Origin of the sequence: Paenibacillus sp. J23TS9, assembly GCF_018403225.1 — a bacterium.
GTDB lineage: Bacteria > Bacillota > Bacilli > Paenibacillales > Paenibacillaceae > Paenibacillus_AQ.
On the sequence record NZ_BOSG01000001.1, the window covers coordinates 627,613 to 649,624 of the forward strand.

Genomic DNA, 22,012 nt, shown 5'->3' on the forward strand with positions numbered 1-22,012 from the left:
TATCTGTGGCAACCCATACGGCGGTGACACATTGGATGGAAATGCCCATGCAGGACTTTTACCGCTGGATGGTAGACGCAAGGGGTGAGTGAGTTTGGCTAAAAAAAAATATGAAGTATCCTTTGAACTCGGGGGAGAGCTGCAAGGCTCATTCTCCCGAGCTTTTTCGTCTGCTCAGGATAAGTTCAAAGGAACAGAGAAATCGGCGAAAAATCTGAACGACCGGGTAGATCAATCTACACGAAAGTTCAGCGGACTCACGAGTATGTTCCACAAGACATCAAGCGGAGCATCCGCCATGACATCCACATTAAAGACAGCAGCTGGTGCGTTAGCTGGTCTGTATGTCGTCAAAAAAGGCATAGACGTGGGAAAGACGCTTATTAATCAGTATCAGGGCGCTTTCCGGATCATCAAAACAGGTACTGGGGCAGCAGGTAAAGATTTAGATGGCTTAATGAGTAGCTATCATAATCTCGGCTCCGTTGTCCCTGATAATCTAAAAGATGTTGCGACGGCATTGTCCGATTTCAATACGCGTACGGGTGCAACAGGGAAGGTACTCGAAGATTTATCGGGTAAAGCCTTGTCTTTGACCGCAATTGCATCAGCCGATCTAGGCGGAGCCATCGAGAAGAGTACTCGGATGTTTGGAGACTGGTCTATACCGCTTGAAAAAGGCGGGGAAACACTTGACAAGCTGTATATCGCATCGCAGAGTACCGGAATTGGTGTTGAGGAACTTGCCGAGAAAATGACGACTTTCGGAGGGCCGCTGCGCCAGATGGGTTTTGATTTCGAGACATCGATGGCCTTGATGGGCAAATGGGAAAAAGAAGGTGTAAACGCTGAGCTTGTTCTCGGGTCGCTGCGGATCGCACTCGGGAAGATGGCAAAGGTGGGCGTCAAGGATACCAACAAGGCGCTGAATATTGTCATCGATAAGATTAAGAAGGCTAAAACCACAGGCGAAGCAACGGCCCTAGCCATGCAGGCGTTCGGTTCAAAAGCTGGCCCAGATATGGCAGCAGCCGTAAGGGAAGGGCGTTTTGAGCTTGGTAAGCTCGCAGAGGACTTAAGAAACGCAAAAGGTGCTATTGATAAAGACTTCGCAGACACCGAAACGCTGGACGATAAAATCCAGACCATCAAGAACAAGTTTCTTGTTGCAGCTGAACCACTCGGTAAGGCAGCGGCTGACGCGATCGGCGGCGTCCTTGCATCCGCGGGAACAGAATTAACTGCTGCCGGAAATAAACTCAACGCTCTAATCAATACCAAAGGTTGGAAGGAAGCAGATTTGACGGGGAAGTTTCATCTCACATGGGAAAACGTCATCTCTAAACCGCTGAACTCCTGGTGGAAAGAATCAGGCGAGAAGATTGTTTACAGCTTTGGCCAGAAGACCGGAACCATGCTTGGAAAAGGGATGTGGACAGGTTTTAAGGCTTTGTTGAGTGAGTCAGGCAAAGTGTTTTCAGGTGGCGGGGCAACAAGTTGGCTTTCGCTTGCAATCCTGGGTAAAACGGCGGGTAAAGCGAGCGGTGCCATTGCTCCGCTGGTATCTACAGTAGGTAAATTTGTTAAACCTGCTTCCGCCGCGGCTACGGCGGCTGGTGCAGCAGCGGAAGGTACTAGCTTAATGGCTGGTGCAGCAGCTGCACTTACTAATCCAATCGGATGGGCAGTATTAGGCGTTGGCGCCTTGGCTGGCAGCTGGTATATGTACAAACGGCATCAGGAAAATGCGCGGCAGTCTTTGATCCATATGGGCGATGCCTTGAAGGAAAAACTCAGTGAATACACTGCTATTGATACTCAAACCAAGAAAACCCAAGATCTGATCAAAGAGTATGACCGCTTGAAAACCAAGATTGCTGACGCGAAAACACCAGCCGATGAGCTCACAGAGGCTAAAAGAAAACTATCTGTAGTCGAACAAACATTGATCGACATGTACCCAGATATGCTCTCACAGCAAGATATTGAGAATGGGAACTTGCGCGAAACAGCTGGTCTTATTGATCGTATCAATATTGCCAAGAACGAAGGTATGAAGCTCAAATTAGAGCAAGATATCGCTGAAGGATTAAGCAATAAAGGGAAGATGGAAAAGGAGATAAATAGTCTCCAAGGAAAAAAAGGCACGCAAGAAGCTGATAAAGAAAAGTACCTCAGTGCTGTTGCAAGCTTTAAAGAATTCGAGAACGAATTTCAAAAGATATTGAATGCTCCATACTCAGACGATCGAACAAAGCAGATAGAGACCCTTAGAGATCGCGTTAATGAGGTAGGTGCAGCAGTCGGTTATAACTTTTCCCATCTAGGGAACTTGATGGGAACATCGGATGAGTTGTTCGCCAAGTACAAGGACACGCTTGATTCGCTCGTAAGTACATCAGATGATCTCGAAGCAGCAAAGTCCAGCTATCAAGAATTGTATAATGCACAAAAGCAAATGATCGAGTTGGACCTGGGCGGAACGATTGAATATCAAGCGAAGAAATACAAGACCATGACAGATGCCCAGAAACAGGAGTTTGACACAGCTTTACAAAAGTTGTCCGAATTGAATCGACAAATGCAGCTACTGCCGACTGATAAGAAGATCAATATCGATGTGATTCAGCGTACAACCGGCGCGTTCATACCAAATGCAAAAGTCAATCAAGCGTTGCCGTATGCAGATGGTGGCATGATCACTCGTCCGCATCTTGGGCTTGTTGGAGAAGCTGGACCGGAAGCGATCATACCTTTATCGAGTAATCGCAGAAGCCGGGCCTTGAGTCTGTATGAAGATGTGGGGCGGTCGTTGGGTGTTAAACCATTTGCCAACGGTGGGATCATCAATTCGACTAAGGCTGCACTTGGTGGGCGTAAACGTGCTGAGTCTGTCTGGAACGATAAAGGTAATTCCTCACAATCGGCAGCGCCAATAGTCATTGAACATAAACCAAGCATTTTCATCCAAGGGAGTGCTGATCCAGGCACGGTGAAACTCATCGAGCAAGCTTTACGCCAATATGAAGAAAGATTTGGCCGTATGTTCGAACAATATCAACGCCAGAAAGGGAGGGTGAGTATGAGTGGGCCAGTATAGGACAATTCAAGGCGATATGTGGGATGCCTTCGCTTATAAGGTATACGGAAATGAAAAGCTGTTTCCTATCCTGATGGTGGCTAATCCTCAATATATAACCGTGGTAATTTTTGATGCCGGCGCTCAGCTCGTCGTTCCCGATCCACCAGAGGAAACGGTGGACGACCTCCCACCATGGAAGCGAGATGATGTCGATTGAGACAAGCGAATGTCCTTGTGAATTATAACGGCAAGAACATCACGCAGGATCTTGCGGATTACAATCTGGACATTTCCTTTACCGATGCTCCGAGTGGAGAACTGGACGACCTGCAGATCAGGCTGTCTGATCGTGATCGCAAATGGCAAAAAACATGGGCTCCCGAAGAAGGAGACAAGATACAAGCAAGCATCGAGGTCGTAAACTGGTACAAGGAAGGTGACCGTAAGAAATATAATTGCGGTACATTCCATGTAGATGGGCTGACCTTCTCCGGAGTGCCTGATGAAGTAACAATAAAGGCTGCCTCATTTCCTGTATCTTCAGACGTAAGACAAGAAAAACGAACGAAAGTATGGGAAAAGGTAAAGCTATCTACAATCGCCCAGGACATCGCGAGCCGTGCAAAATTAAAGCTTGTGCGCGAGGTTCCAGATGATCCGTCCTATGATCGCATTGAGCAGTTTGAAAAAACAGACTTTGCATTTTTGTTGGAGTTGACGTCGCAAGAGGGAATTGCAGTAAAGGTAACCGACAACAAACTGGTGCTCTTTGATGAGTCTAAATTTGAAAAAGGAAAATCAGTGGCCACTTTTGAGTGTGGTAAAGACAACATACTGAGCTATTCTTTTGACTGGTCGGCGGAGAATTGCGCATACCGCGGTTGTGAACTCACCTACGATGAGACCATAAAGACCACTGTTAAAACGCCCGGCAAGGACAAGGATAATGGGGGCTCTATATTTGAGCCGATGGCCTTAAAAGCTAAGACCACAAAAACCGATGGCGGGATATTTGAACCGGGTGGGGGAAGCTCAACGAAACCCAAACCTGTTAAGAAGCCTAAAAAGGGCAAAGCCAAGTCGATTAAACAATCGAATAAGGTAACCTATATACCGCCCGGTGCTCCTGCATCCGGGCCCATTTTGCGTATAAAAGAGAATGCATCCTCTCAAGCCGATGCTCGACGTATTGCCAAAAATCGGCTACGTGAGCGGAACAAGCTCGCAAATAAGGCTACAATGACAATCGTTGGAGATATCCGGATCACAAAGGGTGTGGTTGTTACTGTTGCCGGTTTTGGACGCTTTGACGGGAAGTACATCGTGGATAGCGTTGTGCATCAAATCGGCGGAGGCGGATACCAGACACGGATGGATATCAGAAAGATATTGGGGTGGTAATCATGCAATGGGTGAAGATCGGGACGGTTTCAATTCTTAATCCGGAGGATATGACCGTGCAGGTTGTATTTGATGGACTGGATACATCGGTATCAGATGAGTTGTCTATTGTCATTCCTCCATCGCGCGCACAGGAGTACCATATGCCTGACGTAGGTGATACTGTGCTATGTGTGTTCACGGAGTCGCAGGGATTTTGCATCGGGATGATACAGGATGCTACACCGGAGATGACTGCGGGTGAGTGGGGGATTTTGTTTGATGACGAGAACCAAGTAATGTATAAGGACGGAATATTGTCCGTGAAAGCAAAGGAAGTCATCTTTGAAGGGACAAAGGTTACTATTACTGCTCCTGAAGTGATTGTGACGGGTGATTTCAAGGTATCCGGTACAATCAATGGATTAACCCCGGGAAGTGGTAGCTTATGATTGGCGCTTTCGGAGAAGTGAACTTCCTGGTATCCGACACAAAAATTCGGACTTTTGATGACTTCCGCAGATCCTGTACAGGTAGGTGGGCGGATCATGAGGTTATCGGAAAAAAGCCGCTATCACAATTCATCGGTCCTGGACTCGACTCCATTACTTTTAAAATGCGCTTTGACGCATTTCTCGGGCTTAACCCACGAGTTGAGATGGACCGTCTGGTGACGATGGAGCGCTCTGGAAAGCCGTACACTCTAACCATAGATGATAAAGCCTTGGGGGTCTATAAATGGACAATACGGCAGCTGGATGAGGATTTTATAACCGTCGATAACGCTGGAAGGCTTCTTGTCTCTGAAGTTACCATCGAGCTAAAGGAGTATGTACAATGATTGTAAATTTTGCTCCAAAGAATCTTGTCGAAGAGCTGGATCAAAATATTAAGTGTATTACTGAGACTATTGCGGGATCAGTGCCTCTCGCTCGATCATTTGGTATTGATCAGGCTGATATTGATACTCCGGTTAACTTTGTACAGTCCCAAATGACAAACAAAATCATCTCAGCGATCCAAGATTTCGAGCCCCGTGTTGTTGTTGATTCAGTCACTTATGATACAGACGATGCTGGCAAGGTTAAACCATACGTTAAATATAGCATCGCGGAGGAGGCGATGACGTGAGCAGCAGCTTTGACTCACTGCAAGACATTGATTTTATAGAAGTAGATGCAGCATCAATTCAACATAGCATCATAACCACTTTCGAGGGGCTTATCGGTAAAAAGCTGTTTCCGGCTGATCCGAGACGCCTCTTTGTTTTGGGGTTGGCTCAAATCATTATCCAGCAGCAAATTTTACTTAACCACAACAAAAAGGCAGACTTGCTCAAATATGCAGTCGGTCCGAAATTGGATCATATTGGGATCATGCAGGATGTAACTCGTCTACCTGCAGCAGCCGCCAGGACGACAATCACATTCACTCTCTCTGTGCCCCTTACATCGGCAATTATCATTCCAGCGGGTACCCGGACTGCTCCACAAGGGGCAGACGGTTCGCTGTTCTTTGTTACTGATGATGTTTTAGAGATTCCTTCAGGAGCTCTTGTGGGGAGCGTGACAGCACTGTGTTCGATTCCAGGAGCATTGGGGAATGAATTCCTTCCGGGACAGATAGACACGCTGATTGACCCCATCCCGTTCGTTCAGAGTGCGGTGAATGTTACTGAGAGCGCGGGAGGTGCAGCTGGAGAAACGGATGACGCATTCCGTGAGCGGATCCGGACAGCGCCGGAAAGCTTCTCGGTAGCTGGCCCCGAAGGTGCATATCGTTATTGGGCGATGACGGCCAGCTCATCGATTGTTGATGTTGCGGTAACATCTCCTGCAGAGCGAGAGGTCGTGGTGGTGCCACTCCTTACAGGTGGGAAGATGCCGACACCAGATATCTTGGACGCTGTTAACGAAGCTTTGAATGATCGTACAGTCCGTCCGCTTACAGACCATGTGACTGTCCAAGCACCAATCCCAATCAACTACGACATCACTTTAACCTATTATGTAGCCCGGAGTCGCGCGGCAGAATCAACCTCCATACAAGCAGCAGTCATAGCAGCTGTAGAAGCATACAGGCTTTGGCAAAGGTCCAAGCTCGGACGGGATATTAATCCATCGGAGCTTATTTGGCGTGTAATGGGAGCGGGAGCGCTGCGGGTTAACGTGGCAGCACCTGCTTTTGTTGAGGTGTCTGAGATACAACTAGCTCAGGATACCCAGGTTGTCGTCACATATGGAGGACTGGCAGATGATTGATCTTAAGAGTATCAGCATGCTTAATATGCTGCCGGATAATTTCAAACGTGATCCTAATATATCAGCATCAGCCCGTGCGCTAGATGATCAACTTCGAAGTTTATCTGACCAGATCATGAGACTCCCACGGTTTTCGCGCATGGATGAACTTGATGACGAAGAAGCCGACGAACTGGCCTGGCAGTTCCATGTGGACTTCTACGACCCGGCGCTGCCGATCGAGCAGAAGCGGGAACTGGTGAAGAACGCTTTCCGGTTTCATCGTAGGAAAGGCACACCTGCTGCCGTTGAGGATCTTATCTCGATTCTCTTTGGTGAGGGTAAAGTCGAGGAGTGGTTTGAATACGGTGGCGTTCCTGGTCGGTTCCAAGTCATCACCAATAACCCAGCAGTAACTCAGGAGCGTGCTCAGGAGTTTTACCGAGCTGTCGAGTCTGTTAACAGGCTATCTGCCAAACTGGAACGGGTCATCTTGTCTCAGGTTGAAGAAATCCGCAATTATACCGGCTTTGCAATTCAGATTGGCGAATTTATTAGAATTTAGGTAGGTGATTAGATGTCGTCCTTTACGAAGGCATTAACGAACAAAGGGTTAGCTCTGCAAGCCAAGGCACAGGCTGGAGTCCAGCTAAAATATACCAAGTTTGTAATCGGCGATGGACGTCTTACTGGACAGTCGATGCCCGCGCTCACTAATATTATAAGTCCGAAAAAAACAGTACCAATCACAAAATTAAAAATGCGGCCTCCTAATGAAGCTATAGTCGGATTTGTTCTGTCGAATCAGGATGTTGCGACGGGCTTTTTCTTTCGTGAAATGGGACTCTTTGCTATGGATCCGGATGAGGGTGAAATTCTATATTGGTATGCAAATGCAGGGGAGACTGCTGATTACATCCCACCAGGTACGAATGGCATAGTGTCATTATTGGAAGCTGAGAACCTGGTTGTTAATGTCGGTTATGGAGCAACCGTTGATGATACGCAGGCCGGGGCAACTAATGGTAAATGTGTAAAGTTTGCTTATGCGACAAACGGAAACGGAAAAGCCGCTATAAGCGGTGATACTCTCAAAGGTCTACTAGGGAACAAGGCTGGGCAATTTAAAGTGCGGGCAAGGCTCAAAGTGGACAATACGGCTTCAACTGTTAAATCATTCGTTCTCTGCATGCAAAATCCTCAAACAATGACGCCATTCGAACAGCATAAAGGGGATGGGGTTCCGAGTGATGACCAGGTAATGTTTTCGCCGAGCGAACTGAAGACGGACTGGACATGGGTGGAATTACCTTTTTATTGGGACGGCGTGCAGCCTGTTGAGTTATGGACCGGAAGACCCCCTGGTCTATCTCCCGGAACAACGATCTGGGAGGATCAAATACAATTTGTCGGTGAAAACACAAGCGGAAACAGTGATGTTATCCAAAAAAGTGTTGATATCTTAGCATTTGTGGGGCAGGCAACTAATGTGTCCGCGAGTATAGATCAATCGCTCGTGTATGTAACGCATCCGGAATTACAAGAAGCGATCGATGGGGTCAAAGTTGTGATACCTGGAGCCACTCTTGATAAAGAGGGTATCGTTCAGCTGTCCAACGCGACGGACGGAGTGAGGGAGAATGTGGCGCCAACGGAGAAAGCCTTGGGGTTGGTCATGAAAGAAGCGCAGGAGGGAAAGCAAGCTGGAATTGATCGTAAAGCGGAAGTGGTTGCCGCGCTCAATTCCATTGGCGTAATGGCATCCACAAGCGAGTCATGGACGCAGCTCTTACCAAAGATTGCTGCGGTGATCCGAGCAACAGGTGATGCAACAGTAGCAGATGTGTTAACAGGGAAAAAGTTCTCAAATGCTAACGGAAACGGATTGACTGGTACAATGCCAAATAGGGGTGCACCAGCGCTTAAAGTGGGTGATACCCTGCTTGCTGGGTATTACAGCGGAGGAAAAGTTGGAACACCTCCAGTGGGAAAGCAGGAATTTTCTACTGTAGGGACCTATAATTTCACTATTCCTGAAGGTGTAACCAGGATAACTGTTGTACTCTCTGGGGGAGGCGGCGGCGGTGGCGGTGGGTACAATGGCACTGCAGGCGGTGGCGGCGGAGCTACAGGAGGGGTCAGCATAGGTACACTTAATGTTGTTCCTGGTCAAAGCTGTAGTATTGTGGTAGGAAGCGGTGGCAAGGGCGGTAATGGTACTACTGGTGGCAGTGCTGAGAAAGGTAGCGATGGCGGAAGCTCAAGCCTTAGCGTCAACGGTTTTACAATTACCGCATATGGTGGAGGTGGCGGGTACCCTGGAACCTATAACGGTGGATCTGGTAATCCAGGAACAGGTGGTAGCCCTGGTTCCGGTTTTTCTACGTACGGTTTTGGTGTCTCTGGGGGAAGTGGCGGGAGTGCGCCTAAAAATAATGGTGTTGGTGGGTATGGAGCAAAGCATGGATTTGGTAGCGGTGGCGATGGTGGTTCTGGTGATGGTATCTCAATTGGTGGTAGTGGCAGCAGCGGTAGCAGCGGTAGAGTATTCATTTTATATTAGATAGGAGGTTTTCTGAATGAAAATAGTTAGCTTACAAGAAAATGATACAAAAGCGAAGGTTATAGCCACTTACACAAACGAAACTCTAATAACCCATGTTGATGTCAGTAAATTACCTGAACCAGAATCAAAGCTAGGTAAAGTTGCAGAACTATGCATAAACACAACCACTAACGAATTGTTTTATGAATATATCGATGTTCCATTAACCGAAAGTGAAAAACTTTTGAAAGTCCGATTAGATCAAGCAGAAGCAGAGACTGAACTCATGAAAAAAGCTCTTGAGGAACTTATTCTGTCAGGTGGTGGATTATAATGGCAGAGTTTATGGCGCAACGTATTGTTGACGGAGCTCAAAATTATTCTTTCGTAATAAGTAAACGGCCAGACCTTAAGGGCGGGATTGATGCTTACCTGACTGAAAAGGAACGTACCGATCTTATAGTTTCGTAAGGACCAACGCCAATAGGCGTTTTTATTTTGCCCTCGGGAGTGGTCCGGGGGCAGTTTTATTTAGAAATAGAGACAGGGGGAAGAAGGGTGGACTATAAGACGATGATCGCATTAATAGCAGCTATAAGTGGGATTATCCTTGGGTGGTTGGGGAAAACCCGATCCTACAGACAGGACATAATCCAAGAGGCGGGAGCTGATGCTTTGCAGCGTGCAGACGTGGATTATATCAAACGTGGTGTGGATGATATAAGACTCGAGCAGCGTGTACAAGGTCAACGAATTGACGCATTGTCTGAGCGCGTTACAAGGGTGGAAGAGTCGGCAAAGCAGGCTCATAAACGGTTGGATCGCAAAGAAGAAATGAATGGAGGCGTATAGAATTATGGATTGGAATATGATTTGGACATTGATTGACCCGCGGCTGCTGATCGTGGTGGCGGCATGCTGGATTATTGGATTTATTCTCAAAAAGACGCCGCGCGTACCTGATTGGATCATTGTTTATGTCGTGGTGGTATTTGCTGTAGCTCTTACTGTATGGCTGCTTGGTTGGGGACCAGAGTCGCTTATACAGGGCATCTTAGCTGGGGCCTTTGCTGTGTTTGGGCATCAGGTGGTCAAGCAGGCAAAGAACGGGGCTGATCAGGAATGATTAAATCTGAGTTTATCGCAACAATTGCACCATGCGCTGTTAAGGATATGCAGGTAACAGGCGTTCCTGCATCTCTCACGATAGCTCAGGCCGCGCTGGAGTCCGGATGGGGAGCTAGTGGGCTGACCAAACAGGCTAATAACCTATTTGGCATAAAAGGTAAGGGGACAGCCGGCAGCTGCACTATGCCAACAAAAGAATATGTTAATGGCAAGCAGATCACGGTAAATGCTGCATTCCGGGCCTATTACAACTGGTCAGAATCCGTTGCAGATCACTCCAAGTTGATCCTCAATGGTACCAAGTATAAACCCACGAGATACCACGGCGTCCTGAATGCTGATTATAAAACAGCAGCCTTGGAGATTCGGAAAGGTGGGTATGCAACTGATCCAAATTACACACAGCTGCTGATCAATATCATTGAGCAGTACAAGCTTTACCAATATGACTTAAAGGAAGGTGAACAACCAATGACAGCAGCAGAGCAGAAGGAGTTTGAAGAACTTAAAAGCACCATTAAGCAGCAAGCAGAATGGATTAAATCCCAAAAGGAACTGACTGAAATGCCGTGCCCGTCTTGGGCGAAGGATGCTTATGCATTTTATAAACCGTATATTGCTAACGAAAAGGGCAGCTATGACTTTTGGCGGCAGCTCGTGATCAACTACCGGAAAGAAAATAACATCATAGTAAACAAATAAATCCCCCAGGAAAATAATAATATCCCTGCTGGATAATATGTGAGCGGCAGGGATATTTTTTAATTTCTATAAGATTCCTTAATGAAGAATAATGGACCTTTGCAGATCTTCTATATCGCAAAACGGAATCCAAATAACCCCATCGTCTGTTGTTATTTTAGCTCTGTGCAGGTCCATTGTTAATTCAGCTGTTCCAATAATAATTTCCCCGTTACTTAACCGTATAATTACCTTTTGCCCATACGATGCCGCAATAGTGTATTCAGCTTCGATCATTGATTCATGTCACCCCTTGAACGTTTCTCTTAATTTCGTCATCGAATTTTGATTCTATAACGAAACCCATATTAAACACCACCTGCAATTTTTTCTAAGAGTCAACCGCTAAGGAAAAATTTCCTGACCTTGATCGGCGGGACGCCTATTTTGAGTAATCGTTTCTTAAAAAGGTTCCAAAATTAAGAATTAGTTGCTTTGTATCAGGTCCAACCTGCCTTAATTCTCGTGCTATCTCGGACTCATTGGAAATAATTTGTTTGTCTTGTCTAACAAAATCGCCGTATGTTGTAGAAATTCTACTTGTATACCTGAGCGTTTCGAAATCAACTTTTGGACTGATGTCTGGATCCTGGTCGGAATTTTCTACAGTCCTTAATTTTGGATCAGAGATTTCGAAATCAGTAGCACCAAGGTTTGCCGGGGCTTCTTCTGAAGTGCTTGATGTTGGACTCGAGGGGATACCAATACTAGGATCATCCGCTGATAAATGTACAGTAAGAGCTACTCCAAAAATCAACATTATTGCAGAGAAGGTTGTTAAAGATATTTTTTTTAACATGGTTTATTTCCTCCTTATCAACACGATACAACTTATATAATTATAAACTCTCATTCTAATTATAGTGATATTGACGAAAAACTATAACAATAATTTTCCAATAGTTTTACCGAAGAAGGGGAAGAAGGGTGAAGCAGGAGGAAATTTACATTGATTATCGAACGCCTGTTTGGATATAATTTAAGAACAATTGTTCTTGTCATTACATAATCAGGAGGCGAGCTAATGCTTGCAGATATCGATCGTAAAATACTCCGGATCCTTTACAACTATTCCAGTGGTCGAAGACGACTGCCATCTATGGAAGAACTGATCATAAAAACAGGTAAGAGCAAGCAGGACATCAAGCAGTCGCTGATCAACCTTGAAGATCAAATGTTCATCATCTGGGATAATAAGCGCCTGGTCCAATCAATTAAGATTTTGAACGGCTGGGAACATGGTGGAACTGTAAAAGAAGAGCGGAAACCAAGCACAACGAGCAACACAGATTACTGGACTCAATATTAGGAGGGCGTGTTGCATGGCAAAGAAACTGGAGGGCAATGGGTTATTTGAATCATCTCGTTGGTTATTACCAGAGCATCGTGAGGCGTACTCACATCAGCTGACACACAAGGACCCAATTATTAAGCCGGTGATTGATGAGCAGGAATGGCAGCAGATCGGGGAAGTATTGAGCGAGTCGTTTAATGAACATGTTCGTATTACAATCAAAGTCTTTGATCCGTATGAAGAAATAGAGTTAAGCGGCTTTGTTACGGTAATCAATATGTTTCTGAAGGAAATCAAACTCCGCAATGAGGATGATTGGGACTGGATTAAATTCAATGACATTTTGTCGGCAAGTACATAAAGAAAAAGACCGCTGAGGCATATTGCCTATGAGCGGTCTTTGTTTATTTAAGTATCTTTTTTATAAGCTTAAAAATGTCAAATGTAGTGCGATTATAAACCTTGTTGTATGCTGCTTTCTTAGGGTTTCTGAGCCATCCATAACCGCGGGGCATCTTTATTCCGGCTCTATGTACAATCTGTCTCTTGATGCTGGTTCGGGCTGCTATGCGCTTCTTAATGCTTGGTTTACGCATTCCGATTTTCAACTGCGTCACCCCTTATAATTCCCCTTAGTTTCCATCTTTCAGTTCATTATACAAGTCCTTTGCTTTTTCTATTTCACCTTGTTCGATTAAATCAGCAAGTTTAAGACATTTATCTTTTTCAAGTGCAGTCGGAAATTCAACGGCCGTCCTAATTGCTTCAGCAGTTTTTTTTCTCTCATCAACAGTCGGGTTGTTCTCCATGAGAAGTAACTTAGTTTCCATCAATACCGGCTCTTTGTCTAGCTTATCTTTTTTGCTGGCGCAGGCAGATAACAATATGATTACTGCTATCGCAATTAGAGTAGCTTTGGTCAATTTTTTCAAGATCATTATTTTTTCACCTCACGTAAGAGACGATTTTTAATTAGTTTATCAGAGACTGGTGGGATTTTCCACGAATACATTCAATTCCAAAAGTCATCCACCCGTACATCAAATCCGTTCTTGCGGAGAGTAGAAACGACTAGATACTTTGAACGGATCTGTATTTTATCCGTGTTTTTTTCTCCGTCACATAATCTCCCTATAACGTTCCTGCTTAACCCAGCCTCCTTAGCAAGCCAATCTTGCTTTATTTTGTTTTTATCGAGATACCGTCCTAATGGTGATCTACTCTTACCTAATCCATACATATACTGACCGCCTCCCTATTATTCAGGGTGGACAATCTATGAAAAATTTATTCATTGGTTGAAGCAATTTGAGCAAGCTATGTGCCATAGATATATAACCAGATACGTCACTGCGGCGTCCGGCCGGGGCTGAGTGGTGTAACCAGATACACAACCAGAGGAGGTGCTTGGACTACATGATAGCCGCGATTGATCCAGGCAACTGCAACACTAAGTTCGTAGGTTTGCAGCAAAACCCTTTTATATTTCCATCGGCTATTGGAGTTAATGACCTAGCACGTAACCTTAAACGAGATCCTAGTCCATATGATTTCGAATGGCGTTACGAAGGTAAATGTGGTTTTGCTGGCACTCTTGCGCTCGAGGAGAGCGAGTACGTGGAGAGCCGGAAGGATGACTCCAAAGCGCACTTTGACGCTAAACTGCGGACGCTGATTGCTCTGCACCGATTCGGAGCTGGAAATGAATTTGATATTGTTGTAGGCCAGCCGATTGAGACGCACACGGATTCCGAAAAGATGGCTATCAAGAAAATGTACATCGGGCGGCATGATCTGACGGTAAATGACCAGCGCAAGATCATCACCGTAAATAGATGCGAAGTATCACCGGAAGGGGCGGCTGCGGGACTCCTGGTTGCCCCAAACACTGGCATGATCCGAGTTATCGATATCGGTAGCGGCAGCGTGAACTTTGCAACGATCATCAACCGAAAATTTAATAACCGTGGCAGCTGGACCTTTACCGAGGGGATGGAAAGTAAACGTGAACTACAGCCGGCTGCCTTCGCTCGACAGATCGCCTCCAAGGCAATAACCCGTAAATGGTCCGCGGCTGATAAGGTGTACCTGGTTGGCGGCGGTGCGGCGGCATTGCTGACTCACCTGCAGGAATATTTCCAGCATGCGCAGCTGATCGATGAAGATCCGTCCACAGCAAACGTCCGTGCATTCCTCATGATTGCGAGGCGAGTTTATGCCTAAACAGATAGTGCGAATACAGGTTACGTTTAATGTGCTAGACCCGGATCAGCAGCGGCTGTATGAGCATGTTTACGGAAAGATCAATTCCTCGGGATATCTTAAGCGGTTGATCCAGCGAGATTTGGACGGTGTGATGTTTAACGTTGGTGGTACTGTGGCGGAAGCATTGAGCACAGATGATGACTTTAACCTGGGAGGGTTTATATGAGCTTCCTTATCAAAAAAATTATCAAGCAGCTTGCCGAGAAGACAATTGCCGTCGATCCATCCGATGTGATGTCTCAGATTAACGCAGAGGATTTATTACATTTGGTCAAAGACCTGATTTTGTAGGGGGATGAAAACATGCGTAAACCAGTCAAGACTGCTCTGGCCACGGCAGCTGTTACAGTATATTTCCTTTGTCCGGCTTACCGTTACTACATCATCGGCACATGGATCGGCATGAAGATCATGAGCGATAAAAAGCCAAGAACCTATGTTATCGCCAAAGGTACGAAGCAGTATGACAGACTAAGGGGCTGTATATGATGTGGGAAACCATTCTGAGGATCATTAGCAAAAGCAGAAACATCGAGGAGCTGCAGGCCATCAAAAGCGGAGTGATCGAAGCATACGATGGGGCACCTACTGGAATGTTTAAAGATGTGTTGCATATCAGCGGATTTCGGGCGCGTGAGGTCATCGAAGCAGTAAACCAACGTATTGATTATCTGGATAGTCAACAGCATTCGTTAGATGCCGTTTTAGATTGGATCAAAGACGCCTTACTTTAAAGGAGCGTGACTTTTTATGATTAGCTTAATACCGTTTGCTCAACTGGCAGGCGTGGGAATAGTCGCACATGTCGTTGAGCGAAAACTCGAACGTGCCGGCCATGGTGGCAGGGTCGTCTTGGTTCGGATGTCGACATATGTAGTCTGTGCCGGGATCGCCTTGTACCAATGGCGTATTGCGTTACGTATGCTGGGGCTTGCCTTTGGTGTCCATGTGAGCTGGTGACATATGCAGCAGCATATGCAATTGAGCATGTAATTGCATATGTATCTCTGAATATGTAATACGGGCTTAAAAACCTGCTGTTATAGCAAAAATGAAAAGTGTTAGGAGCGACGCGAATGGTAGTGAGCGGAGTAACGACAACAGCGGCAATTAAATTGATTGGAGCAGGAGGGAGCGGGGCTGCGGCTTGGCTTGTCTGGCGCGGTATGCCGGAACAGGTTATCAGGCGTAAGCTAATGGGTCTTTTTCGAACGGGCAATCTGTATTACACGATAATTGGGTACAAGGGGCGTGAACTCCGGAGTTACCCAATAATAAAACGAGTGACCATGTATTTCGACAGGACCGAAGCTGCCTTTATTCTTCCAGTGGGAATGCCACCGGTGACGATAACCGACAACGAGTGGCTTTTCAGGCAAGTGTTTGGTCCAGGTGCAGAGTTGTCTTGTAGTGAGGACGCTAAGACATTTGTCATGCAGGTGTACAGTACGTCCGTGGCTCCGTTTGAGTACGATTGCGAGCAGATAGACCAATGTATCGGAAAACTACATCTACCTATCTACGTGGGGCGTAGTCGGTCTGGAGACGTGGCGTATGACATGGTAGAGCATCCGCATCTGCTTATCGCCGGGGAGACCGGTAGTGGGAAATCAGTTGCCGTTAGATCGGTGCTAAGCACGTTGCTCCGATCAGTTCCTGAACTGGAACTATATTGTGCCGATATGAAGCGCAGTGAGTTCCATCTGTTTCGTGGAATTGCTCAGGAGGTTGTCATGGACGCTGTTGGGCTGCATGCAATTGTTCTTAAGCTACGGAGGGAAATGAAGAATCGCGGAGATCTACTGGATCGCCATGAGGTCGCCCACGTAAACGATCTGCCTGAGTGGGACCGCCCTTCATATATTATTCTGGCTGTAGATGAGGTAGCATTGCTCAAAAAGGAAAAGAGCATTATGGAGGGCATCGAGGAGATCAGTACAATCGGGCGTGCCCTGGGTGTCTTCCTGATCCTGTCCATGCAGCGGCCGGATGCAGATGTATTGGATGGAAAGCTGAAGAATAACTTGACGGTCCGTATGGCGTTCCGACATGCTGATGAGATCAATAGCCGAATTACCATTGATGGGGGCGAAGCTGCCACGATTAAACAAAGTGAGAAGGGGCGTATGATCTTCAAATTCGATGGGTGCCGATATGTTCAGGGGCCGCATTTGGACCTAAAAGAAGCTTATGAGATGCTCGCTCCATACCGACGGACGGAAGCTGTCATGCATCAAGAGCAGACAGCAACAACAGAGCCGCCAGAGCAAGAGGTTGAGTATGTGGAGGTGGGGTTACTATGATTGCGAGAGACAAGGCCATTCTGGCCGACCTGGAACGCTTCCGTTGCTTGTCCCGAGATGATATTGCTGACCTACATTTTACACACACCAAGCACCCAGTAACTCATGCCAATATGGTCCTTAAGCGGCTGCGGCGTGATGGCCTGATCAAGTGCTCGATAGAGCGGCGCAAGTATATCTACTTCCCAGCGGAGCGGACGATCAAGACGGACTCTCAGAAGATCAATCACTTCTTGGCGATAGCTGACTTTTACAAGCAGGTTCGTAAGGCTGAGCAGCCCAGGATATTTATAGTGGAACCCAAATATGGGAAAGGGCTTCCTGAACCGGATATCTTTATGATATGGAAGGCAGCTCCATGGTTCGTAGAGATTCAAAGGACTCATTACACGGACCGGGTGATGGCCGATAAGCTAAATCGGTATGAGCAGTATTATGTGAGTGGAGCGTGGGAAAAGGAGCTGTGGCAGCCTGCGGGGAAGAAGGTGTTTCCGTATTTGTGGATCGTGGGAGTAGGGCGGTACAAGGTGGAAGGACGTCCATACAGAGTCTATCAGAGCTCGGTAGAGGACATGATAAAACGTATAAAATAGGAAAAATGTACTACCCTAATATCCCAAACATGGTAGAATACTCCTTGTTACATAAAAAATAAGAGGGTGCATTAAGTCATTATGAAAAGCAGGGGCATAATCATAATTGGATGCTGTATGTTCATGGCTATTTTAGGAGGGTGTTCAAACGAATTAAAAGATGCTAAAAAGAATGCAGATGCTGGAATGTATATGTATGAGGAATCACAAGAACTGGATGGAGATGATAAAGTCGAAGCTGGTCTGAAGTGGTTGTTCGGTATATTAGATGAAACGGACCTTCCTCAAAAACAAATGGATAACGAGTTAAGGGACAAAAGAAATAATGTACTTAACTTGTTATCTGAGAAGTATATGATGACTGATGAGGAAATTAAGGAAATATCTAGCATCAAAGAGGATGACAGTCGAAATGCGAAGATCGATAGTATATACAAACCAATCGCTGAAAAACTTGCTAAAAAACAGGACTTAGAAGAATGGAAGCAGCAGCGAGAACGTTTGAAACAAGTTGCCAACATGGATCCTACGATTGGTATGACAAAAAAAGAGGTTGAAGCTTCTTTGTGGGGAACGCCTGATAGTATTAATACTACAGTCACAGCGCACGTTAAGAGCGAGCAATGGGTATATGATGGCTATCGATATGTGTATTTTGATGATGGTATCGTAACGTCGATTTCATACTAGAAAAACGAATTTGTTTGACAATATTTAGAACGGCATGATAGTATACACGCATAACATTGACATTAGCGAAAATTGAAAATTTATTTATCACAGGATACGCAACTCGATTCTTTGAGAGCGTTGATTCATGGAGGAAATCCTGGGATATGCGGCGAGAACTCAAGCCGCCAAAACTTCAGGGAGGAAGTTTACCGTCTTTCAAAAAAACCATTGTCGTTGCCCATAGTCAACGAGAAAGTGTGGTTTTTATAAAAGATGAGTTACTTCTTCTAAAGTTTTGGCGGCTTTTTTGCGTTCTCTTGAAAGGAGTGGAACTGGATTATTTTACAAGTATGTATTTCGACACTTTGTGACACCGGAAGTTACTGGAAGAAGGTAGAATAGGTTGTAACCCATGCGGGTGACAATCAGCTCGCGGGAGAGTAGAAAACTACTCGCGCCTGTTGTGAACGACATTAAGGATGTATAGATCTGAGATGTGACAATCAAGAATTTGAGCGGCATTAAATGCGAATTCAAGGGACATTTTTCGTTCTCCGCTAACGAGTTTACTTACATACTGACGTGAAACGCCCATTCTCTTCGCAAAGCTTGCCTGACTCATTTCTTTATCGTTTAGTCGTTCCAGCAGGAGACATTTCCCGAGCTGGAGACTCATGTATTTCTCCTTCCCAGTCAATTTTTGTACACATTATGTTCGTGTTTTTGTTCGCATTTTTAATGAGATGATGATATACTCAATCTAACATCTCGTACGGAAATAAATTACATCTGAGGAGCGATGCTTATGAAGCATAATAAACTTAAAGTAATCGATCTAGAAAAACATTTACTACAGTTAGAAAGTGAAGGAAAAGACACTTCAGAACTAAGAGCCTTTTTAACGAGTTTGCTACTTACCCAAACAGCGCCTGAGTCATCTTGAGATATCGTTCCTTTTCTTCTTCAGACAACACACGACCTCGGAATATGAGATTGTTGTTTACTAGATCCTCTATGTCGATGCTATTATCCCCTTTTGTATCGGAAGATGCGTGAGGGGTTTTTATGTTTCTCTTTAAAAATAACTCTTGAAGTTCTTCTAAAAATTCACTTAATGATTTTTGCCCTGTAATGTACCTTTCATCATGTTGTATGAGGGCATCCTTAATATTCTTATAGTTGTATACAGTATTGAACTCTTCAAGTGCCTCAACTTCTTCCGCTTTAGTCCTATTTTCCTCTTCTGAGCTCAAATAATCAGGGTACCATTTATCGAGTCGATCCTGTTCGTCACTTAACATATTAATTCTTCCGCCAAATATTTTATATAAATCATTGTGCCAAGATCCTGGGAAAGTCCCCTCATCAGTTCTTATTATTCTTAGAAAAGACAGTATATTATTTAATGTAATCTCTTCGTTACTATAAACTTCTATTAATTGTTCCTTTTCTTCTAAACTTAAATTCCCCCATTGACCTGCTTGTTCCATTAATTCTAAGAAATTAATACCCAATGCATGTGCTAATTTTTGCATGACAGGTGCTTTAGGGGGATTTCTTTCCCCACTCTCTATTCGAGATAAATGTGAGTGACTTATTCCAGCATTCTCAGCAACCTCAGTCAAAGTTAATTTTTTCGCTTCACGAGCAGACTTGATAAACTGACCAAAATTATTCATAAAGTTCCCACCATTCATTAGAATCCATTGACTATATTCTATACTAATTTGCTGATTGACAAAAGTAATTATACATGTGTTTTGTCAAAAAGCAAAGAAAATCTAAGGAAATAATGTGTCAAATGACAAAATAGGACCAACAAGGGTTATTTTGCCTGAATATGAAATAATATGACATTTTGCTTTTTGACACAAATGGCTTAACATTGGCTTTGTCAAAAGGCACAGAGGAAAGCGAGGTGAATAGAGCGATGAAAGGTGCAGGTTTGAATGTCGAAAAATTAACTGCTTATTTACATGAGAAAGATTTGAACACCTCAAAACTAGCAGAAAAAATTGGGGTGTCCCCTTCTTGTATGTCAAGAGTACTAAACCAAAAGAGAGAACCAAGTGGGTTGGTGTGGAGCGGTCTTATTGGGTACTTTGGAAAAAAGGTTTTTGATTACGTGATTTTTTTTGATATCAATGTGTCAAATGACACAATGGATAAAAATCGAGGAGGCAGTCACTAATGCCTGAAATTAACGACATCCCAGCAGGAGTAGCCGAACACTACAACAACCTTCACCGTTTCCTAAACAGTGGCCTCATTGATCCTTTGAAAGTCGATTTCGTCCGCATGGAAATAGCCACAATCGAACGCGAAATAGGCATCAAGCCGCAACCATGAAACCACTCCTGATCGTCTTCACGATAATCCTGTTTAATATCTGGGTTGCTCTCAGGCTTTGGCTGGTAGCAGAACTGAGAGAAAGGAGGAATTTCGATGAACATTCGAACTGAAAACTGGCTAGGCAATGAAATCCGATTTGTAGAAGTTTCACGTGGCGAATGGTTTGGAATTGCAAAAGATGTTGCAGATGCTTTGCAATACAGCAATACCAATGCGATGACTCGACACTTAAGATCTAAATTTCTCACATACGTCAGATTGACGGGTGTAAACCAGAAATTCACAGCCATCAGCGAGCAGGGCATTTATAAAGCCGTTACACGGTCACAACGTCCCGAAGCCGAAGAGTTTGAAGATTGGATTTTTACAATGTTGAAAACCATCAGACAATCCACCGGTTTAGAAGGATTCCAAATCTTCCGAATGTTGGACAAGGACCACCAGAAAGAAGCGATGCAGCATCTTAAATCGTCCTTGCGGAAGCCGGTCCGGGTTGATTTCATCAAAGCCAACACGATTGCAAACAAGGCGGTGTCATCCATGTACGGTCACCCCAAGATGATCAAGAAGGACCAGATGACACCGGACATGCTGGTAAGCCGGCAGGCGGTCTTGGACGATACGGTCAATCTGATGTCGGTCAAAGAGAAGTTCGCTCTAGATATCCCGATATCGAATGCTATTTACAGTAAATATCTGCACTGAAAGGAGAAGCTCATTTGAATCCAAACGAACTACGCCGCAAGATGGTCCTCGCTCTGGAAACTGAGAAACGCCTGCTGGCAGAGCACAAATACATCGAAGCACTGGATGCCCGAGCTGAGTATCGCACATATCGCAGGCAGCTGACTGGTAGCTGGGGCGATGGTGAACTGATTCCGGCAAGGGAAGCAAAGCCAGCATGATCAACTGAAACGAAGATTCCACGGAAGGGGGTGAACAAAGCTAATGAGCACAAAAACACGGAAGGATCTGATCGGCCTTAAAGGCACGGTCACCCGTCAAATTGAAGTCATGGACGCTCAGCAGCATGAAGATGGCACCGTTGATATTCTTGTCTCCGACAACATGGGCAACACGTACTGGACGGGAATGGACGGGGAAATTGATCTGGATTCGTAGGTCCTATTATTTTTTTGCCAAAATCGGGGTTCTGAGCCCAGAAACGGAGGCTAATATGGGAAAGCCCGTCGTGAATCGTTCTGAAGGAGAACTCTTCCAATTGTTCCGCAGTAACCTATCACCCGAGATTCAGGTAGACATCGATCGGTACCTCTACGTTTACGAAATGTATCTGGAAGAGAGCGATCCAGCAGTGCGGGAAGTGCTTCTTGGTGAAATGCAGCTTTATGAGCGCAAGTACAATCTTACGTTAAATCACACAAAAAAAGCCGCCCAGTGAGAGCGGTCAATTAAA

General features: G+C 45.2%; 36 protein-coding genes. 30 read left to right on the top strand and 6 right to left on the bottom strand.

Annotated elements, in window-relative coordinates; genetic code table 11:
• The first annotated feature begins 94 nt into the window (after positions 1-94).
• The 14 genes from KJS65_RS03070 to KJS65_RS03135 all read left to right on the top strand — a co-directional run bounded on the left by KJS65_RS03070 (position 95) and on the right by KJS65_RS03135 (position 11,077).
• Complete coding sequence (locus KJS65_RS03070) at positions 95-3,100, top strand: hypothetical protein (RefSeq protein ID WP_213648515.1); 3,006 nt, start codon at positions 95-97, stop codon at positions 3,098-3,100.
• A complete protein-coding gene (locus KJS65_RS03075; RefSeq protein ID WP_213648516.1) occupies positions 3,087-3,299 on the top strand; it encodes a tail protein X in 213 nt (70 codons plus the stop codon). The genes KJS65_RS03070 and KJS65_RS03075 overlap by 14 nt, the downstream gene beginning before the upstream one ends.
• Before the next feature lie 17 nt (positions 3,300-3,316).
• Positions 3,317-4,483 (top strand): phage late control D family protein, encoded by a 1,167-nt coding sequence (locus KJS65_RS03080; RefSeq protein ID WP_213648517.1) that lies wholly within the window; start codon positions 3,317-3,319, stop codon positions 4,481-4,483.
• Positions 4,484-4,485: 2 nt separating this feature from the next.
• The gene (locus KJS65_RS03085; RefSeq protein ID WP_213648518.1) at positions 4,486-4,914 is read left to right on the top strand and encodes a hypothetical protein; all 429 of its coding nucleotides are present in this window, start codon (positions 4,486-4,488) and stop codon (positions 4,912-4,914) included.
• The gene (locus tag KJS65_RS03090; RefSeq protein ID WP_213648519.1) at positions 4,911-5,303 is read left to right on the top strand and encodes a phage tail protein; all 393 of its coding nucleotides are present in this window, start codon (positions 4,911-4,913) and stop codon (positions 5,301-5,303) included. The genes KJS65_RS03085 and KJS65_RS03090 overlap by 4 nt, the downstream gene beginning before the upstream one ends.
• Complete coding sequence (locus KJS65_RS03095) at positions 5,300-5,593, top strand: GPW/gp25 family protein (protein ID WP_213648520.1); 294 nt, start codon at positions 5,300-5,302, stop codon at positions 5,591-5,593. The genes KJS65_RS03090 and KJS65_RS03095 overlap by 4 nt, the downstream gene beginning before the upstream one ends.
• The gene (locus KJS65_RS03100) at positions 5,590-6,723 is read left to right on the top strand and encodes a baseplate assembly protein (protein ID WP_244864356.1); all 1,134 of its coding nucleotides are present in this window, start codon (positions 5,590-5,592) and stop codon (positions 6,721-6,723) included. Before KJS65_RS03095 ends, KJS65_RS03100 begins: the two co-directional genes overlap by 4 nt.
• Entirely contained in the window at positions 6,689-7,267 is a 579-nt protein-coding gene (locus KJS65_RS03105) for a phage tail protein I (protein ID WP_244864357.1), read from the top strand. Before KJS65_RS03100 ends, KJS65_RS03105 begins: the two co-directional genes overlap by 35 nt.
• 12 nt (positions 7,268-7,279) lie before the next feature.
• Entirely contained in the window at positions 7,280-9,265 is a 1,986-nt protein-coding gene (locus KJS65_RS03110) for a glycine-rich domain-containing protein (protein ID WP_213648521.1), read from the top strand.
• 16 nt (positions 9,266-9,281) lie between these two features.
• On the top strand, positions 9,282-9,581 hold the full coding sequence (locus KJS65_RS03115; RefSeq protein WP_213648522.1) for a hypothetical protein: 300 nt from the start codon (positions 9,282-9,284) through the stop codon (positions 9,579-9,581).
• Positions 9,581-9,718 carry a hypothetical protein gene (locus KJS65_RS03120; RefSeq protein WP_213648523.1) on the top strand — a complete coding sequence of 46 codons (138 nt, stop codon included), beginning with the start codon at positions 9,581-9,583 and terminating at the stop codon, positions 9,716-9,718. The genes KJS65_RS03115 and KJS65_RS03120 overlap by 1 nt, the downstream gene beginning before the upstream one ends.
• Before the next feature lie 87 nt (positions 9,719-9,805).
• Complete coding sequence (locus KJS65_RS03125) at positions 9,806-10,099, top strand: hypothetical protein (protein WP_244864358.1); 294 nt, start codon at positions 9,806-9,808, stop codon at positions 10,097-10,099.
• A 4-nt stretch (positions 10,100-10,103) separates the two neighbouring features.
• Complete coding sequence (locus tag KJS65_RS03130) at positions 10,104-10,373, top strand: phage holin family protein (protein WP_213648524.1); 270 nt, start codon at positions 10,104-10,106, stop codon at positions 10,371-10,373.
• Complete coding sequence (locus tag KJS65_RS03135; RefSeq protein ID WP_213648525.1) at positions 10,370-11,077, top strand: glycoside hydrolase family 73 protein; 708 nt, start codon at positions 10,370-10,372, stop codon at positions 11,075-11,077. Before KJS65_RS03130 ends, KJS65_RS03135 begins: the two co-directional genes overlap by 4 nt.
• A 78-nt stretch (positions 11,078-11,155) precedes the next feature.
• On the opposite strand, the gene KJS65_RS03140 is transcribed toward KJS65_RS03135, so the two are convergent.
• Together KJS65_RS03140 and KJS65_RS03145 are read right to left on the bottom strand one after the other, a co-directional pair.
• Entirely contained in the window at positions 11,156-11,353 is a 198-nt protein-coding gene (locus tag KJS65_RS03140) for a hypothetical protein (RefSeq protein WP_213648526.1), read from the bottom strand.
• Positions 11,354-11,498: 145 nt separating this feature from the next.
• The gene (locus KJS65_RS03145) at positions 11,499-11,915 is read right to left on the bottom strand and encodes a hypothetical protein (protein WP_213648527.1); all 417 of its coding nucleotides are present in this window, start codon (positions 11,913-11,915) and stop codon (positions 11,499-11,501) included.
• A gap of 225 nt (positions 11,916-12,140) precedes the next feature.
• Here KJS65_RS03145 and KJS65_RS03150 point away from each other — a divergent pair, with 225 nt between their 5' ends.
• Both KJS65_RS03150 and KJS65_RS03155 read left to right on the top strand, forming a co-directional pair.
• On the top strand, positions 12,141-12,425 hold the full coding sequence (locus tag KJS65_RS03150) for a hypothetical protein (protein WP_213648528.1): 285 nt from the start codon (positions 12,141-12,143) through the stop codon (positions 12,423-12,425).
• A gap of 13 nt (positions 12,426-12,438) precedes the next feature.
• Positions 12,439-12,771, top strand: coding sequence for a YolD-like family protein (locus KJS65_RS03155; protein ID WP_213648529.1), 333 nt, complete (start codon positions 12,439-12,441; stop codon positions 12,769-12,771).
• A gap of 43 nt (positions 12,772-12,814) precedes the next feature.
• Here KJS65_RS03155 and KJS65_RS29680 read toward each other — a convergent pair whose 3' ends face one another.
• Both KJS65_RS29680 and KJS65_RS03160 read right to left on the bottom strand, forming a co-directional pair.
• Positions 12,815-13,018, bottom strand: coding sequence for a hypothetical protein (locus KJS65_RS29680; RefSeq protein ID WP_244864359.1), 204 nt, complete (start codon positions 13,016-13,018; stop codon positions 12,815-12,817).
• Positions 13,019-13,042: 24 nt separating this feature from the next.
• Positions 13,043-13,348 (bottom strand): hypothetical protein, encoded by a 306-nt coding sequence (locus KJS65_RS03160; RefSeq protein WP_213648530.1) that lies wholly within the window; start codon positions 13,346-13,348, stop codon positions 13,043-13,045.
• A gap of 478 nt (positions 13,349-13,826) precedes the next feature.
• On the opposite strand from KJS65_RS03160, the gene KJS65_RS03165 reads away from it, so the two are divergent.
• The 8 genes from KJS65_RS03165 to KJS65_RS03195 all read left to right on the top strand — a co-directional run bounded on the left by KJS65_RS03165 (position 13,827) and on the right by KJS65_RS03195 (position 18,261).
• Positions 13,827-14,633, top strand: coding sequence for a ParM/StbA family protein (locus KJS65_RS03165; protein ID WP_213648531.1), 807 nt, complete (start codon positions 13,827-13,829; stop codon positions 14,631-14,633).
• Positions 14,626-14,841 (top strand): hypothetical protein, encoded by a 216-nt coding sequence (locus tag KJS65_RS03170; RefSeq protein WP_213648532.1) that lies wholly within the window; start codon positions 14,626-14,628, stop codon positions 14,839-14,841. The genes KJS65_RS03165 and KJS65_RS03170 overlap by 8 nt, the downstream gene beginning before the upstream one ends.
• Positions 14,838-14,966, top strand: a complete 129-nt coding sequence (locus tag KJS65_RS30050) for a hypothetical protein (RefSeq protein ID WP_280531301.1) — start codon at positions 14,838-14,840, stop codon at positions 14,964-14,966. Before KJS65_RS03170 ends, KJS65_RS30050 begins: the two co-directional genes overlap by 4 nt.
• A gap of 12 nt (positions 14,967-14,978) precedes the next feature.
• Positions 14,979-15,164 (top strand): hypothetical protein, encoded by a 186-nt coding sequence (locus tag KJS65_RS03175; protein WP_213648533.1) that lies wholly within the window; start codon positions 14,979-14,981, stop codon positions 15,162-15,164.
• Positions 15,161-15,409, top strand: a complete 249-nt coding sequence (locus KJS65_RS03180; RefSeq protein ID WP_213648534.1) for a hypothetical protein — start codon at positions 15,161-15,163, stop codon at positions 15,407-15,409. Before KJS65_RS03175 ends, KJS65_RS03180 begins: the two co-directional genes overlap by 4 nt.
• 342 nt (positions 15,410-15,751) lie before the next feature.
• Positions 15,752-16,978: an FtsK/SpoIIIE domain-containing protein gene (locus KJS65_RS03185; protein ID WP_213648535.1), complete on the top strand. Its 1,227-nt coding sequence runs from the start codon at positions 15,752-15,754 to the stop codon at positions 16,976-16,978.
• The gene (locus KJS65_RS03190; RefSeq protein WP_213648536.1) at positions 16,975-17,571 is read left to right on the top strand and encodes a replication-relaxation family protein; all 597 of its coding nucleotides are present in this window, start codon (positions 16,975-16,977) and stop codon (positions 17,569-17,571) included. Before KJS65_RS03185 ends, KJS65_RS03190 begins: the two co-directional genes overlap by 4 nt.
• A 123-nt stretch (positions 17,572-17,694) precedes the next feature.
• Positions 17,695-18,261 carry a hypothetical protein gene (locus KJS65_RS03195; protein ID WP_213648537.1) on the top strand — a complete coding sequence of 189 codons (567 nt, stop codon included), beginning with the start codon at positions 17,695-17,697 and terminating at the stop codon, positions 18,259-18,261.
• Positions 18,262-18,691: 430 nt separating this feature from the next.
• Here the strand turns inward: KJS65_RS03195 and KJS65_RS30195 are convergent, their stop codons facing one another.
• The gene (locus KJS65_RS30195) at positions 18,692-18,919 is read right to left on the bottom strand and encodes a helix-turn-helix transcriptional regulator (RefSeq protein ID WP_213648538.1); all 228 of its coding nucleotides are present in this window, start codon (positions 18,917-18,919) and stop codon (positions 18,692-18,694) included.
• 238 nt (positions 18,920-19,157) lie between these two features.
• Positions 19,158-19,922, bottom strand: coding sequence for a helix-turn-helix domain-containing protein (locus tag KJS65_RS03205; RefSeq protein WP_213648539.1), 765 nt, complete (start codon positions 19,920-19,922; stop codon positions 19,158-19,160).
• Positions 19,923-20,173: 251 nt separating this feature from the next.
• Here KJS65_RS03205 and KJS65_RS03210 point away from each other — a divergent pair, with 251 nt between their 5' ends.
• From KJS65_RS03210 to KJS65_RS03235, 6 genes are all read left to right on the top strand, one after another.
• On the top strand, positions 20,174-20,434 hold the full coding sequence (locus tag KJS65_RS03210; RefSeq protein WP_213648540.1) for a helix-turn-helix domain-containing protein: 261 nt from the start codon (positions 20,174-20,176) through the stop codon (positions 20,432-20,434).
• Positions 20,434-20,592 carry a hypothetical protein gene (locus KJS65_RS03215; RefSeq protein WP_213648541.1) on the top strand — a complete coding sequence of 53 codons (159 nt, stop codon included), beginning with the start codon at positions 20,434-20,436 and terminating at the stop codon, positions 20,590-20,592. The genes KJS65_RS03210 and KJS65_RS03215 overlap by 1 nt, the downstream gene beginning before the upstream one ends.
• Positions 20,593-20,688: 96 nt before the next feature.
• Positions 20,689-21,300, top strand: a complete 612-nt coding sequence (locus KJS65_RS03220) for a BRO-N domain-containing protein (protein ID WP_213648542.1) — start codon at positions 20,689-20,691, stop codon at positions 21,298-21,300.
• A 14-nt stretch (positions 21,301-21,314) separates the two neighbouring features.
• The gene (locus KJS65_RS03225; RefSeq protein WP_213648543.1) at positions 21,315-21,500 is read left to right on the top strand and encodes a hypothetical protein; all 186 of its coding nucleotides are present in this window, start codon (positions 21,315-21,317) and stop codon (positions 21,498-21,500) included.
• Between the two features lie 43 nt (positions 21,501-21,543).
• Positions 21,544-21,717 carry a hypothetical protein gene (locus KJS65_RS03230; RefSeq protein ID WP_213648544.1) on the top strand — a complete coding sequence of 58 codons (174 nt, stop codon included), beginning with the start codon at positions 21,544-21,546 and terminating at the stop codon, positions 21,715-21,717.
• Between the two features lie 55 nt (positions 21,718-21,772).
• On the top strand, positions 21,773-21,997 hold the full coding sequence (locus KJS65_RS03235; protein WP_213648545.1) for a hypothetical protein: 225 nt from the start codon (positions 21,773-21,775) through the stop codon (positions 21,995-21,997).
• The last annotated feature ends 15 nt before the right edge of the window (positions 21,998-22,012 follow it).